General features: G+C 56.2%; 16 protein-coding genes. 12 read left to right on the plus strand and 4 right to left on the minus strand.

Annotated features, from left to right (window positions below; genetic code table 11):
• Positions 1–31 precede the first annotated feature (31 nt).
• From flgN to flgA, 3 genes are all read right to left on the minus strand, one after another.
• Complete coding sequence (flgN, locus tag F0Q32_RS21705) at positions 32–457, minus strand: flagella biosynthesis chaperone FlgN (protein ID WP_149464679.1); 426 nt, start codon at positions 455–457, stop codon at positions 32–34.
• Between the two features lie 4 nt (positions 458–461).
• The gene (gene flgM, locus F0Q32_RS21710; protein ID WP_149464680.1) at positions 462–755 is read right to left on the minus strand and encodes a flagellar biosynthesis anti-sigma factor FlgM; all 294 of its coding nucleotides are present in this window, start codon (positions 753–755) and stop codon (positions 462–464) included.
• 93 nt (positions 756–848) lie between these two features.
• Entirely contained in the window at positions 849–1,508 is a 660-nt protein-coding gene (gene flgA, locus F0Q32_RS21715) for a flagellar basal body P-ring formation chaperone FlgA (RefSeq protein ID WP_149464681.1), read from the minus strand.
• Between the two features lie 157 nt (positions 1,509–1,665).
• On the opposite strand from flgA, the gene flgB reads away from it, so the two are divergent.
• From flgB to flgL, 11 genes are all read left to right on the plus strand, one after another.
• Positions 1,666–2,082: a flagellar basal body rod protein FlgB gene (gene flgB / locus F0Q32_RS21720; protein ID WP_149464682.1), complete on the plus strand. Its 417-nt coding sequence runs from the start codon at positions 1,666–1,668 to the stop codon at positions 2,080–2,082.
• 3 nt (positions 2,083–2,085) lie between these two features.
• Positions 2,086–2,490 (plus strand): flagellar basal body rod protein FlgC, encoded by a 405-nt coding sequence (gene flgC, locus F0Q32_RS21725; RefSeq protein WP_149464683.1) that lies wholly within the window; start codon positions 2,086–2,088, stop codon positions 2,488–2,490.
• 11 nt (positions 2,491–2,501) lie between these two features.
• Entirely contained in the window at positions 2,502–3,191 is a 690-nt protein-coding gene (flgD, locus tag F0Q32_RS21730; RefSeq protein ID WP_108475748.1) for a flagellar hook assembly protein FlgD, read from the plus strand.
• Between the two features lie 14 nt (positions 3,192–3,205).
• Positions 3,206–4,459, plus strand: coding sequence for a flagellar hook protein FlgE (gene flgE, locus F0Q32_RS21735; RefSeq protein ID WP_149464684.1), 1,254 nt, complete (start codon positions 3,206–3,208; stop codon positions 4,457–4,459).
• 18 nt (positions 4,460–4,477) lie between these two features.
• On the plus strand, positions 4,478–5,233 hold the full coding sequence (locus F0Q32_RS21740; RefSeq protein ID WP_149464685.1) for a flagellar basal body rod protein FlgF: 756 nt from the start codon (positions 4,478–4,480) through the stop codon (positions 5,231–5,233).
• An 8-nt stretch (positions 5,234–5,241) separates the two neighbouring features.
• Positions 5,242–6,024, plus strand: a complete 783-nt coding sequence (gene flgG / locus F0Q32_RS21745) for a flagellar basal-body rod protein FlgG (protein ID WP_015964871.1) — start codon at positions 5,242–5,244, stop codon at positions 6,022–6,024.
• Between the two features lie 136 nt (positions 6,025–6,160).
• The gene (flgH, locus tag F0Q32_RS21750; protein ID WP_149464686.1) at positions 6,161–6,859 is read left to right on the plus strand and encodes a flagellar basal body L-ring protein FlgH; all 699 of its coding nucleotides are present in this window, start codon (positions 6,161–6,163) and stop codon (positions 6,857–6,859) included.
• An 11-nt stretch (positions 6,860–6,870) separates the two neighbouring features.
• Positions 6,871–7,968: a flagellar basal body P-ring protein FlgI gene (locus tag F0Q32_RS21755; protein ID WP_149464687.1), complete on the plus strand. Its 1,098-nt coding sequence runs from the start codon at positions 6,871–6,873 to the stop codon at positions 7,966–7,968.
• Entirely contained in the window at positions 7,968–8,915 is a 948-nt protein-coding gene (flgJ, locus tag F0Q32_RS21760; protein ID WP_149464688.1) for a flagellar assembly peptidoglycan hydrolase FlgJ, read from the plus strand. The genes F0Q32_RS21755 and flgJ overlap by 1 nt, the downstream gene beginning before the upstream one ends.
• Positions 8,916–8,988: 73 nt before the next feature.
• Positions 8,989–10,629 (plus strand): flagellar hook-associated protein FlgK, encoded by a 1,641-nt coding sequence (flgK, locus tag F0Q32_RS21765; protein ID WP_149464689.1) that lies wholly within the window; start codon positions 8,989–8,991, stop codon positions 10,627–10,629.
• Between the two features lie 15 nt (positions 10,630–10,644).
• A complete protein-coding gene (gene flgL, locus F0Q32_RS21770) occupies positions 10,645–11,580 on the plus strand; it encodes a flagellar hook-associated protein FlgL (RefSeq protein WP_149464690.1) in 936 nt (311 codons plus the stop codon).
• Between the two features lie 40 nt (positions 11,581–11,620).
• Here flgL and F0Q32_RS21775 read toward each other — a convergent pair whose 3' ends face one another.
• Positions 11,621–12,823 carry an MFS transporter gene (locus F0Q32_RS21775; RefSeq protein ID WP_149464691.1) on the minus strand — a complete coding sequence of 401 codons (1,203 nt, stop codon included), beginning with the start codon at positions 12,821–12,823 and terminating at the stop codon, positions 11,621–11,623.
• Positions 12,824–12,932: 109 nt separating this feature from the next.
• Between F0Q32_RS21775 and F0Q32_RS21780 the strand changes: the two genes are divergently transcribed.
• Entirely contained in the window at positions 12,933–13,862 is a 930-nt protein-coding gene (locus F0Q32_RS21780; protein WP_149464692.1) for a LysR family transcriptional regulator, read from the plus strand.
• Positions 13,863–13,864 lie beyond the last annotated feature (2 nt).

Genomic DNA, 13,864 nt, shown 5'->3' on the forward strand with positions numbered 1-13,864 from the left:
AGCGTGATGTTTCCCGCCGTCCTGATTGCAGTTAGACGGTAAATTTCTTGCCGCTGCGCGGTTGTCCCGCCGTTTGCCCATCCTTGCCATACAATCCCGTCTCCTGAAAAGGCTTCAGCACGTCCAGCGCCTGCTGGTTACGGGCGATTTGGCCTTCCAGCAACCAGCCGTTGTGCTTATTGAGATCACGCAGTTGCTGCGTTTTCTGCGTAATGTTCAGCCAGCGCGAAGTCACGTCATCGTCATTGGCGCAACGCTGCGCTTCCTGCTCCATGCGACGCTGTTGTTCCAGATAATCGAGCGCCGCCAGCAGCGAGCTTTTATCTTCGGTTATGCGCTGCAGCAGGCTTCCGTTCACGCTTCCGGCAGAAAGCTGCTGTTGCTCGGCATCCATCACCTCTTTCAGCGAGTTCAGGATAGCGGTCATTTGATCCAAAATATCGGGCAGACGACTCATGCGGTTAGTTACTCTGTAGATAATTCTGCGTTTCCTGAATCAACGCATCAGCAATTTTACCGGTATCCATTTTTAGCTCACCGTTGCGAATAGCGGTTTTCAACGCTTCCACGCGATCCAGATTGATATCACGGGTATCTGATTGCGTCAGGGTTGTTTGGGCGTCACTCAGTTTGACGCTGGTGCTGTTAATCTCAGCGTTTTTTTCCACACGCGCTTTCGGCGTTTGGGTCTCGTTTGGTTCGCGAGCCTGTACCGCGTTAACAGGATTCAGAGGCGATGTACGTTCAATGCTCATGTGCTTTCCTCATGGAGGCTTATGATGGCGCAGGGATTGCCATTTTCATTTGTTAATACTTTATCGGCAATCGCCGTACTTTCTTTATTAAGATTATAAGTTAATCAGAACATTCCCATCCGCATTCACTTCGCCGCTAACCACCTGGCCTGAGGACATACGCACGCGTGCGTTTTGCGCCACGGCGGCGTTATTCAGCGCCTGACCTTCACTGTTGACGCTAAAACCGTCGCCTTTCGCGATGACCTGGACGCGTTGCCCGGCTTTTACCCGCCAGGCGGCGCGGATCATGGTCAGCTGTAACGCTTGCCCGGCGGCAACATCGCGCAGGCTGACTGCATCCTGTGCCTGATTGATATCCAGCATCGTGCGCGGCGGCAATTGGTCCAGACGGCCACGCTTCAGCGTGACCGACTGTGCATTCAGCATGGTGCCACGCGCAATCGGCCCGGCGGCGACTACATAATTGCCTGTGGCCTGCACCGTTACCTGCAAATAGCGTTTTTCATTGCCACAGCGTGCCACCACGTTCAGGTTCCCCCACAGCCGGGCATTGCCTGGCGTACTGAGCACTGGTTGCTCACAGGAGGGCTGCATCGCGAGCGGGCTACGCAGTTGTACCACAACCTCATCACTTAACCCTTCCAGCCTTTGGCTGAAAAACGACGACAGCTGACTTTGCAGGTCCAGAGCGTGGGCGAACGGGCTGGCGAGCAGTAAACACGCGGCCAGTGAGGTAGTGAGCTTCAGCATCGAACACTCCGTCAGAGAGGGTAGTGTGAGTATTTTACGCATCTGCTACTGACTTCAACGGAATAAATAGCGACGCATATTGTGTTTATTCCGGCGATAACGCGCGCATAAGGCGAATTAAGCTGTCGGCTGGAATTTTGTCATCTGCGGAGGAGCCATGCTCGATAAACTCGACGCCGCGCTGCGTTTTCAACAGGAAGCGCTGAATCTGCGCGCTGAGCGCCAGGAGATTCTGGCCGCCAATATCGCCAACGCCGATACCCCGGGTTATCAGGCGCGCGATATCGATTTTGCCAGTGAAATGAAAAAAGTGATGGAACGAGGACGGGCTGGCACCAACGGCGTGGCGCTGTCGCTCACATCCGTTCGTCACATACCCGCACAAAATCTCTCATCTGCCGCCACCGATTTGCTTTACCGCATTCCCGATCAGCCCGCACTCGACGGAAACACTGTCGATATGGATCGCGAGCGCACGCAGTTCGCCGATAACAGTTTGCAGTATCAGACCGGGCTTACGGTCCTGGGTGGGCAAATCAAGGGGATGATGAGCGTCCTCCAGCAGGGGAATTAATGTATGGCCTTACTGAATATTTTTGATGTGGCGGGCTCAGCGCTCACCGCGCAGTCCAAGCGGCTGAACGTGGCCGCCAGTAACCTGGCAAACGCCGACAGCGTCACCGGCCCGGATGGTCAGCCGTATCGTGCAAAACAAGTTGTTTTTCAGGTGGACGCGCAGCCGGGGGCGGCAACGGGCGGGGTAAAAGTGAGCGATGTGATTGAAAGCCAGGCGCCCGACAAGCTGGTCTTCCAGCCGGGTAATCCGCTGGCGGATGCAAAGGGTTATGTGCGCATGCCAAACGTTGATGTGGTCGGCGAGATGGTCAATACCCTGTCGGCCTCGCGCAGCTACCAGGCCAACGTCGAGGTGATGAACACCGTGAAAAGCATGATGCTCAAGACCCTCACGCTGGGTCAATAACGGAGAAAACAATGTCCATTGCAGTGAACGTCAATAGCACCAGCGCGACCAGCGCTACCAGCAACAGCGGGTCGTTGACCAGCAGCAGCGCGGATGATTTACAGAACAGTTTCCTGACACTGCTGGTGGCGCAGCTAAAAAATCAGGACCCCACCAACCCGATGGATAACAGCCAGCTCACCAGCCAGCTGGCGCAAATCAGCACCGTAAGCGGTATTGAGAAACTCAATACGTCGCTGGGGTCCATTTCCGGGCAAATCGACAGCAGCAAATCATTGCAGGCGTCATCGCTGATTGGTCACGGCGTGATGATCCCCGGCACGACAGTGCTGGCGGGCAAAAACAGCGATGGCGACGGTACAGATACCACACCGTTTGGCGTTGAGCTTGAGCAGGCGGCCGACAAAGTGACCGCCACGATAACCGACAGTAACGGCAATGTCGTCAAAACGCTGGATATCGGCGCACTGACCGCAGGCGTGCACACCTTTACCTGGGACGGCACCGGCACGGACGGCGCGGCGGTAGCGGATGGTGCGTACAACGTCAGCATTACCGCCAGCAGCGGCACCACGCAGCTGGTGGCGCAACCGCTGAAATTTGCGCTGGTGCAGGGGGTAACGCTGAGCGGCAATGGCAACCAGTTGGATCTTGGCACCTACGGCACCACCACGCTCGACGAAGTTCGTCAGATTATCTAATTCAGGAGTGAAACATGGGCTTTTCTCAAGCAGTCAGCGGCATGAATGCCGCGTCCAGTAATCTCGATGTTATCGGCAACAACATTGCTAACTCCGCAACCTACGGCTTTAAATCAGGCACTGCCTCGTTTGCCGATATGTTTGCTGGTTCGAAAGTGGGGCTGGGTGTGAAAGTCGCCGGGATCACCCAGGACTTTACTGACGGGACCACCACCAGTACCGGGCGCGCGCTGGATGTCGCCATCAGCCAGAACGGTTTTTTCCGTCTCACCGACAGCAACGGTTCCGTTTTCTATAGCCGTAACGGCCAGTTTTCCCTCGATGCAAACCGTACACTGGTGAACACTCAGGGCTTGCAGGTGACCGGTTATCCGGCGTCCGGCACGCCGCCGACCATTCAGCAGGGGGCGAATCCGACGGCGATTACCATCCCGAACTCGCTGATGTCGGCAAAAGAGACCACCACCGCGGCGATGCAGGTCAACCTCAACTCGACGGATGCTAAACCGAGCGTTGCAACGTTCGACCCGACCAACGCTGACAGCTACAACAAAAAAGGCACGGTAACCGTATATGACAGTCAGGGTAACGCCCATGACATGAATATCTATTACGTAAAAACCGATGACAACAAATGGGATATCTATACCCAGGACACCAGCGTAAGCGGTGCGGCTGCGAAAAAAGCTGCGCAGATGTCCTTTAGCAGCAATGGCACGTTGAGCGGGATCCGCAATTATGACAATGCGGGTGTCCTCGCAACCGATGCTAACGCCAATCCTGAAGTTCAGATAGCGATTGATCCGCTTAACGGCTCCGCCGCCGGTTCTTTCTCCCTGAGCTTCCTCAACTCCATGCAGCAGAATACCGGTGCCAACAACATCGTCGCCACTTCGCAGAACGGCTATGCGCCGGGTGATCTGGTGAGCTATCAGATTAACGAAGATGGCACCGTGGTTGGGAACTACTCCAACGAGCAAAGCCAGTTACTCGGTCAAATCGTACTGGCGAACTTCGCCAATAACGAAGGCCTGCAATCAGAAGGCGATAACGTCTGGTCTGCCACACAGTCCTCCGGCGTGGCGCTGTTGGGCACCGCGGGCAGCGGTAACTTTGGCAGCCTGACCAACGGCGCGCTGGAAGCGTCTAATGTCGATCTCAGCAAAGAGCTGGTCAATATGATTGTCGCCCAGCGTAACTATCAGTCTAACGCCCAGACCATCAAAACCCAGGATCAGATCCTGAACACGCTGGTTAACCTGCGTTAATCCCGATAAGGCAGCTTTATGGATCACGCAATATATACGGCGATGGGCGCGGCGAGCCAGACAATGGAGCAGCAGGCAGTCACCGCCAGCAACCTGGCTAACAGTTCGACGCCGGGCTTTCGCGCCCAGCTTAACGCCATGCGCGCGGTACCGGTCGAGGGAATGTCAGTGCCGACGCGAACGCTGGTAACGGCCTCCACGCCGGGGGCGGATATGACGCCTGGCCAGCTCGACTACACCTCGCGTCCGCTGGACGTGGCGCTACAACAGGATGGCTGGCTGGCGGTGCAAACCGCGGATGGCGGGGAGGGGTATACCCGTAACGGCAACATTCAGGTAGGGCCAACCGGTCAACTGACCATTCAGGGCAATCCGGTAATGGGCGATGGTGGCCCGCTCACCGTGCCGGAAGGCGCGGAAATCACCATCGCGGCGGACGGCACGATTTCGGCGCTTAACCCTGGCGATCCGCCGAATACGGTCGCGCAGGTGGGACGGCTGAAAATGGTAAAAGCGGATAACTCGGAAATTGTGCGCGGCGATGATGGCGTATTTCGCCTGACCGCAGAAGCGCAAGCCACCCGTGGCCAGGCGTTACAGGCCGATCAGTCTATCCGTTTGCAGTCCGGTGTGCTGGAAGGCAGTAACGTCAAACCCGTGGCGGCGATGGCCGATATGATTGCCAGCGCCCGCCGATTCGAAATGCAGATGAAGGTTATCAGCAGCGTGGATGAAAACACGCAGAAAGCTAACCAGTTGCTGTCAATGAGCTAAGGAAAAACATGATCAGTTCATTATGGATCGCCAAAACCGGCCTCGACGCGCAGCAGACCAATATGGACGTTATCGCCAACAACCTGGCGAACGTCAGTACCAATGGTTTTAAGCGTCAGCGCGCGGTGTTTGAAGATCTTCTTTATCAAACGGTACGTCAGCCAGGGGCGCAGTCTTCGGAACAAACCACGCTGCCGTCTGGTTTGCAGATTGGTACAGGTGTGCGCCCGGTTGCCACCGAACGTCTGCATAGCCAGGGCAACCTGTCGCAGACCGATAACAGCAAAGACGTGGCGATTAAAGGCCAGGGTTTCTTCCAGGTGCTGCTGCCGGATGGTACTTCCGCCTATACCCGCGATGGTTCATTCCAGGTCGATCAGAATGGTCAACTGGTAACGGCGGGCGGTTTTCAGGTGCAACCGGCGATCACCATTCCGGCGAATACCCTGAGTATCACCATTGGCCGCGATGGCATCGTCAGCGCGACCCAGCAGGGGCAGACCAACCCGGTACAGGTGGGGCAGCTTAATCTGACCACCTTTATGAATGACAGCGGGCTGGAGAGCATTGGTGAAAACCTGTATGTCGAAACGCAGGCATCCGGTGCGCCGAATGATTCCACGCCGGGGTTGAACGGCGCGGGGCTGCTTTACCAGGGGTATGTTGAAACGTCCAACGTTAACGTGGCGGAAGAACTGGTCAATATGATTCAGGTACAGCGCGCCTACGAAATCAACAGTAAAGCGGTATCGACCACCGACCAGATGCTGCAGAAACTGACGCAACTGTAACGGCTGTGTCGGATGGCGCTGCGCTTATCCGACCTACAAACGGATAGGCGTAACGCCATCTGGCAAACACCTTACCAATGCTACCTCCAGGCCGGATAAGCGCAGCGCATCCGGCGCAAACCAAAAGATGAGAACCATGCAAATAACCGCAGCGTTTCGCTATCCGCTTTTAACGGCACTGGCGCTCTCCATGACCGGGTGTGCTTTCATTCCCAGCAAGCCACTGGTGGAAGGCGCAACCTCGGCACAGCCGATCCCCGGCCCGGTACCGGTAGCGAACGGCTCAATATTTCAGACGGCGCAGCCGATCAACTACGGTTATCAGCCGCTGTTTGAAGACCGTCGCCCGCGCAATATTGGCGATACGCTCACCATCGTACTGCAGGAAAACGTCAGCGCCAGCAAGAGTTCTTCGGCCAACGCCAGTCGCGATGGCAAAACCAACTTTGGCTTTGACGTCGTACCGCGTTACCTGCAAGGTCTGTTTGGCAACGCGCGCGCGGATGTTGACGCCTCCGGCGGTAATACGTTCAACGGTAAAGGCGGCGCGAATGCCAGCAACACCTTTAGCGGCACATTAACCGTCACTGTCGATCAGGTTCTGGCGAACGGCAACCTTCACGTGGTGGGGGAAAAACAGATTGCCATTAATCAGGGCACCGAATTTATCCGCTTCTCGGGCGTGGTTAACCCGCGCACCATCAGCGGCAGTAATACCGTGCCGTCCACCCAGGTGGCGGATGCGCGTATTGAATATGTGGGCAACGGCTATATCAACGAAGCGCAGAATATGGGCTGGTTGCAGCGTTTCTTCCTGAATTTATCGCCGATGTAATGAGGTGCAATATGTTTAAAACCCTGATTAGCGTGGCGCTGATTCTGGTAAGTACTTTGGCACAGGCCGATCGCATTCGCGATCTTACCAGCGTGCAGGGCGTCAGGGAAAACTCCCTGATTGGCTACGGTCTGGTGGTGGGGCTGGACGGTACGGGCGACCAGACGACGCAGACGCCGTTCACCACGCAGAGCCTGAACAACATGCTGTCGCAACTGGGGATCACCGTTCCGGCAGGCACCAACATGCAGCTTAAAAACGTAGCGGCGGTGATGGTCACCGCCCAGTTCCCGGCGTTTGCGCGTCAGGGGCAAACTATCGATGTGGTGGTCTCCTCGATGGGTAACGCCAAAAGCCTGCGCGGCGGCACGCTGTTGATGACGCCGCTGAAAGGGGTTGATAGCCAGGTGTATGCGCTGGCGCAGGGTAACATTCTGGTGGGCGGCGCAGGCGCGTCGGCGGGCGGCAGTAGCGTGCAGGTCAACCAGCTTAACGGCGGGCGCATTACCGGCGGGGCCACCATTGAACGCGAGTTGCCGACACAATTTGGCGCGGGGAACACCATTAACCTTCAACTGAATCAGGACGATTTCACCATGGCGCAGCAGATTGCCGACACCATTAATCGTCGCAGTGGTTTTGGCAACGCCACCGCGCTGGATGCCCGCACCGTGCAGGTTCGTGCGCCGCAGGGCGGCAGTGGTCAGGTGCGTTTGCTGGCGGATATCCAGAATCTGCAAGTGGGCGGCGTACCGCAGGATGCGAAGGTGATTATTAACTCGCGTACCGGTTCGGTGGTGATGAACCGTGAAGTGACGCTGGATACCTGTGCCGTCGCGCAGGGCAACCTCTCCGTTACTGTGAACCGACAGGCGCAGGTCAGCCAGCCGGATACGCCATTTGGCGGCGGCCAGACGGTGGTGACACCGCAAACGCAGATCGATCTGCGTCAGAGCGGCGGCTCGCTGCAAAGCGTGCGTGAAAGTGCCAATCTGAACAATGTGGTACGCGCCCTGAACGCGCTGGGCGCGACACCGATGGAGCTGATGTCGATTCTGCAATCGATGCAAAGCGCCGGGTGCCTGCGTGCGAAAGTGGAGATCGTCTGATGCTGGGCGACAGCAAATTAACTGCCAGCGCAGCGTGGGATGCGCAATCGCTTAACGAACTCAAGGCGAAAGCCGGGCAGGATCCGCAGGCTCACCTGCGGCCTGTCGCCCGTCAGGTGGAGGGTATGTTCGTGCAGATGATGCTGAAGAGTATGCGCGAGGCGCTGCCGAAGGATGGTCTCTTCAGCAGCGATCAGACCCGGCTCTACACCAGCATGTACGATCAGCAAATTGCCCAGCAGATGACCGCCGGGAAAGGGCTGGGGCTGGCGGAAGAGATGGTGAAGCAGATGCAGACGCAGAAAGAACCGTCCGCTGCGGTGGGCCAGGTACCGATGAAGTTTGATCTGCAAACGGTCACCCGCTTCCAGAACGATGCGCTGACTCAGATGGTGCGCAAAGCGCTGCCGAAAACGTCGAGCGGGAGCGATGCGCCGCTCTCCGGCGACAGCAAAGATTTCCTCGCGAAACTGGCGCTTCCGGCGCAGGTGGCGAGCGAGCAGAGCGGTATTCCGCACCACCTGATTCTGGCGCAGGCCGCGCTGGAGTCGGGATGGGGCCAACGGCAAATTCGCCGTGAAAACGGCGAACCCAGTTATAACCTTTTTGGCGTGAAAGCCTCGGGCAGCTGGAAAGGACCGGTGACGGAAATCACCACCACCGAATATGAAAACGGTGAAGCGAAAAAGGTGAAAGCGAAATTCCGCGTCTACGGTTCGTATCTGGAAGCGCTGTCGGATTATGTGGGTTTGCTGACGCGTAATCCGCGCTATGCCGCGGTCACCAACGCATCAACGGCCGAGCAGGGGGCGCAGGCGTTGCAGAATGCCGGATACGCCACTGATCCCCAGTATGCGCGTAAGTTAACCAATATGATTCAGCAGCTTAAATCCTTAAGCGATAAAGTCAGCAGCGCGTACCGAAATGATATTGAAAATCTCTTCTGATACACCTCAAGTTTGCCAGGCGGCGACCGATAACGATTAAAGGCCACGCGTCTGAACGTATAAAAGGAAGAACATGTCCAGTTTAATCAATAGCGCCATGAGTGGGTTGAGTGCGGCACAGTCGGCACTGAATACCACCAGTAATAATATTGCCAGCTACAACGTCTCGGGCTATACCCGCCAGACCACGGTACTCGCTTCGGCGAACAGTACGTTAGGTGCGGGAGGCTGGGTCGGCAATGGCGTCTACGTTTCTGGCGTTCAGCGCGAATACAACGCATTTATTACTAACCAGCTGCGTACGGCGCAGAGTCAGAGCAGCGGGTTGACCACGCGTTATGAGCAGATGTCGAAAATCGACGATATGCTTTCCGGCACCACTAACTCCCTCTCCACGACGCTTCAGGATTTCTTCTCCAGCATGCAAACGCTGGTGAGCAACGCTGAAGATCCCGCCGCGCGTCAGACCGTTCTGGGTAAAGCGGATGGTCTGGTCAATCAGTTTAAAGTCGCCGATCAGTATCTCCGCGACCAGGATAAACAGGTGAACCTTTCTATCGCGACAACCGTTGATCAAATCAACAACTACGCGAACCAGATTGCCAGCCTGAATGATAAAATTTCTCGCCTGACCGGCGTGGGTGCAGGGGCTTCTCCGAACGACCTGCTGGATCAGCGCGATCAGTTAGTCAGTGAGTTAAATAAGCTGGTGGGCGTAGAAGTCAACGTGCAGGACAGCGGAACGTTCAACGTCACCATGGCGAACGGTTATACGCTGGTGCAGGGCAGTAATGCGCGTCAGCTCGCCGCCGTACCGAGCAGCAGCGACCCGACGCGTACCACCGTGGCGTATGTGGATAACGTCGCGGGGAATATTGAAATTCCGGAAAAACTGCTCAACAACGGCTCACTGGGTGGCTTGTTGACCTTCCGCTCGCAGGACCTCGACCAGACTCGCAATAGCCTTAACCAAATGGCACTGGCCTTTGCGGATGCGTTTAATGCCCAGCATGCACAGGGTATTGACGCGAATGGCGACAAAGGAAAAGACTTCTTCGCCATCGGCGCCCCGTCTGTTGTGGCGAACAGTAAAAATAGCGGTAAGGCGTCGCTGACGGCGGAGGTGACGGATGCCTCTAGTGTACAGGCCACGGATTATCGCGTGAGCTATAAAAACGGTGAATGGCAGGTGACGCGTCTTTCCGATAACACCACGGTGAAGGTGCAAGAGAAGGATGGTGCATTAAACTTTGACGGGCTCTCCGTCACGGTGAGCGGCACACCAGCGGAAAACGACAGCTTTACCGTGAAGCCGGTCAGTGATGCGATCGTCAATATGAGTGTGGCGATCAGCGATGAATCTGAGCTCGCGCTGGGGATTGATGACGCTGAAAATGGCGAAAGTGATAACCGTAACGGCCAGGCTTTGCTGGACCTGCAAAACGCGAAGCTGGTGGGAAATTCGAAAACCTTTAACGACGCGTATGCGGCCCTGGTCAGCGATATCGGGAATAAAACCTCGACGCTTAAAACCAGCAGCACCACACAAAGCAATGTCGTCACACAGCTCAGCAAACAGCAGCAATCCATTTCCGGCGTGAACCTGGATGAAGAGTATAGCAACCTGCAACTCTTCCAGCAGTACTATCTGGCGAATGCCCAGGTGCTGCAAACGGCAAGCACCCTGTTTGATGCCCTGATTAATATTCGCTAAGGAGAGGAATAACGCATGCGTGTCAGTACCCTGATGATGTATCAGCAGAATATGCGCGGGATCACCAGCTCCCAGTCAGAATGGCTGAAATACGGTGAACAGATGTCAACCGGCAAGCGGGTTAACCGTGCATCCGACGACCCGGTGGCGGCATCACAGGCGGTGGTGCTGTCCCAGGCTCAGGCGCAAAACAGCCAGTTTGCCACCGCCAGGACATTCGCCACCCAGCGCGTATCGATGGAAGAAAATACGCTGGCGCAGGTGACTACCGCGATTCAATCAGCGCAAGAGAAAATCGTTTACGCCGGGAACGGTACATTGAGCGATGACGACCGGGCCTCGCTGGCAACCGACCTGCAAGGGATCCGCGATCAGCTTCTCAATCTGGCGAACAGCCAGGACGGGAATGGTCGCTATATTTTTGCCGGTTATAAAACTGACACGGCGCCGTTTTCTGACGAGGGTAAGTATGTCGGCGGCACTGAGAACGTAGCACAGCAGGTCGATGCGTCGCGTTCAATGGTGATTGGTCATACGGGTGACAAGATTTTTGATAGCCTGACAAGTAATGCGAAACCGGACACGGACAGCAACGTGTTTGCAATGCTGGATAGCGCCATTGCGGCGCTGAATACGCCGGTGAGCGATGACGAAGACGCGCAGGCTCTTGCCAGTGCCGCTATCGACAAAACCAACCGTGGGCTAAGCAACTCGCTTAACAATGTGCTGAGCGTGCGTGCTGAACTGGGCACGCAGCTTAATGAGCTGGATAAACTTGACGCCCTGGGTGATGACCGCGCATTAAGCCAGACGCAGCAGATGAGTAACCTGGTGGATGTGGACTGGAATGAGACTATCTCTAACTACGTGATGCAGCAAACGGCGCTACAGGCATCGTATAAAGCGTTTAGTGATATGCAGGGAATGTCGCTGTTTCAGTTGAATAAATAATGCTACAGGCCGGATACGGTTATCCGGCCTGTAAGCGTGACTATGCAGTTTGCAACGCGGCGCGGCGCAGGCGTCGGGTTTCCATCCAACGAACACCCCAAGCGCAGGCACCCGCAAGCGTCGCCAGCCCGACAACCCCTTCCCAACCCGCCAGCGCATACAGCTGACTACCCAGGACTGACCCCAGCGCCATGCCAATAAATACCACCGTAAACAGCAGTGCATTCAGGCGACCACGCGCCTGAGGTTCCAGGCTATAAACCAGGTTCTGGTGCGCAACCAGGCTTGATTGCAGGCCCAGGTCGAAGCCAATGGCGGAGAGGGCGATTAACGCCAGTTGGGCCATCGGTGGCAAAACAGGCAGAATAAACATCAGTGCAAAGGAAACCGTGACCAGTGCAGCGCCTAACTGCGTGACTTTCTCGGCGCCAACTTTATCTGCCAGCCCACCGGCCAGCGGCGCGGCGAGAGCGCCTGCTGCCCCGGCAATCCCGAAACCACCGGCGACGGCGCTGCCCATATGATGATGTTCCAGCAGCATCACCGCGAGCGTTGACCAGAACGCGCTAAACGCAATTGAAAGTAGCCCCTGCGCCAGCGCGGCACGACGTAAGGTGGGATAACGCTGCCACAGATGTACCAGTGAAACCATTAATGCCGGATAGCTCAGGCTGGAGTGCGCGGTAAAGCGTGGCAGTACGCGCCACATCAGCACGCCAATCAGCGCGATACTCACTGCCGCGGCCTGATACACCACCCGCCAGCCAAAGAGTTCGCCAATCACGCCGCTCACGGTTCGCGACAGTAAAATTCCCAGTAATAACCCCGTCATTACCGTGCCGACCATTTTCCCTTGTTTCCCTGCCGGGGCGAGAATAGCGGCGGCAGGCACGATATCCTGCGCCATTGTTGCCGCCATACCGATCAACAGGCTGACGACTAACAGTGGATGAAAATGCTGCGTCACGCTGCACAGCAGCAGAAGGGCTGCCAGCATGACGCTTTTCAACAGGATCAGCGTACGACGATCGTAGCGGTCGCCGAGCGGTAACAGAAATAAAATCCCCAACGCATAGCCCGCCTGGGTGAGGGTAGGGATCAGCCCCATTCCTTCAACATTCAGATGTAAGCTGTCGCCCATCAGTGGTAGCAGCGGCTGGGCATAGTAGATGGCGGCGACGCTAAACCCTGCGCCCAGCGCAAGGATAAAGATAAGCCAGCCCGGATTAACATGTGTTTTCATCAGGTATTCCTCAGATTCGTTATGGCGCTATTTTTCCCCGAAGCGCGCTGGCGCGGTAGCCTGTGTGGTGGTAAAACAGTTATACGTTTGACGTATAGGTAAGTGGTTAATGAAGAAGCAAGAGCGTATAGACAGGGTTGAGTTGATGCGGACTTTTATTCGCATTGTTGAGTCGGGTTCACTATCGGCTGCCGCCCGTCAGCTGGAGACCACGCAGGCCACCATCAGCCGTCGTTTACAGTCACTGGAATCGCTGCTGGGGGCAAAATTGATTCTGCGCTCCACGCATGCGATGAAACTGACTGACGATGGTGAGCGCTGTTATCAACACGAGCGTCAGGTCGTTGACGCCTGGTTAGCGCTGGAAGATGAATTACAGCTCACGGACGATCAGCCCGTCGGTACGCTGCGGGTGCGTGCGCCGCATGCGTTCGGCCAGGAGCAGCTATTGCTGCCGCTGATTGGTTTTCTGGCCGATCATCCTCAACTGTCGGTCGAGTGGATGCTCAATGATAAAAACGTCGACTTTATGAGTGACAATATTGATTGTGCGATCCGTGTTGGGGCGGAAGTCGACCCGGCTACCGTCTCTGTACTGCTGGCGGAGGTGCCGCGCTGTACGGTGGCCTCTCCTGAACTGTTAGCAAAGTTTCCTGAAATTACCCATCCGCAGATGATGTCCGCGTTGCCGTGGATTGCGATCAGTACGTTCTATCAGCATGATGTCACGCTGCATCGTCAGGAAGAGAGCGTGACGTTTTCACTGGTGCCGCGTCTGAGCACCGACAGTCTCTACGTCGCCAAAAATGCTGCGCTGGCGGGTCTGGGTATTGCTATCGTATCAAGCTGGACGGTAGAAGAGGACCTGGCGCAGGGGCGGCTGGTTGAACTGTTACCTGACTGGCAGGCGGCAGCGCTACCTGTTCATCTGGTCTATCCGTGGGCGCGTTATTATCCGACCCGCTTACGTAAGTTTCTTGATTTGATGCGCGAAGTCATGCCGAAAATTGCCGGGATGCAGTTGCCAGGAAAAGCATAAAA

This window comes from Pseudocitrobacter sp. 73 (assembly GCF_008369545.1).
Classification (GTDB): Bacteria; Pseudomonadota; Gammaproteobacteria; order Enterobacterales; family Enterobacteriaceae; genus Pseudocitrobacter; species Pseudocitrobacter vendiensis.

Coding starts and splice junctions, on each gene's coding strand:
- flgH (WP_149464686.1), top strand. CDS start 6,161: ATGCAAATAACCGCAGCGTTTCGCTATCCGCTTTTAACGGCACTGGCG.
- F0Q32_RS21780 (WP_149464692.1), top strand. CDS start 12,933: ATGAAGAAGCAAGAGCGTATAGACAGGGTTGAGTTGATGCGGACTTTT.
- flgE (WP_149464684.1), top strand. CDS start 3,206: ATGGGCTTTTCTCAAGCAGTCAGCGGCATGAATGCCGCGTCCAGTAAT.
- F0Q32_RS21775 (WP_149464691.1), bottom strand. CDS start 12,823: ATGAAAACACATGTTAATCCGGGCTGGCTTATCTTTATCCTTGCGCTG.
- flgB (WP_149464682.1), top strand. CDS start 1,666: ATGCTCGATAAACTCGACGCCGCGCTGCGTTTTCAACAGGAAGCGCTG.
- flgK (WP_149464689.1), top strand. CDS start 8,989: ATGTCCAGTTTAATCAATAGCGCCATGAGTGGGTTGAGTGCGGCACAG.
- flgG (WP_015964871.1), top strand. CDS start 5,242: ATGATCAGTTCATTATGGATCGCCAAAACCGGCCTCGACGCGCAGCAG.
- flgA (WP_149464681.1), bottom strand. CDS start 1,508: ATGCTGAAGCTCACTACCTCACTGGCCGCGTGTTTACTGCTCGCCAGC.
- flgC (WP_149464683.1), top strand. CDS start 2,086: ATGGCCTTACTGAATATTTTTGATGTGGCGGGCTCAGCGCTCACCGCG.
- F0Q32_RS21740 (WP_149464685.1), top strand. CDS start 4,478: ATGGATCACGCAATATATACGGCGATGGGCGCGGCGAGCCAGACAATG.
- F0Q32_RS21755 (WP_149464687.1), top strand. CDS start 6,871: ATGTTTAAAACCCTGATTAGCGTGGCGCTGATTCTGGTAAGTACTTTG.
- flgJ (WP_149464688.1), top strand. CDS start 7,968: ATGCTGGGCGACAGCAAATTAACTGCCAGCGCAGCGTGGGATGCGCAA.
- flgD (WP_108475748.1), top strand. CDS start 2,502: ATGTCCATTGCAGTGAACGTCAATAGCACCAGCGCGACCAGCGCTACC.
- flgN (WP_149464679.1), bottom strand. CDS start 457: ATGAGTCGTCTGCCCGATATTTTGGATCAAATGACCGCTATCCTGAAC.
- flgM (WP_149464680.1), bottom strand. CDS start 755: ATGAGCATTGAACGTACATCGCCTCTGAATCCTGTTAACGCGGTACAG.
- flgL (WP_149464690.1), top strand. CDS start 10,645: ATGCGTGTCAGTACCCTGATGATGTATCAGCAGAATATGCGCGGGATC.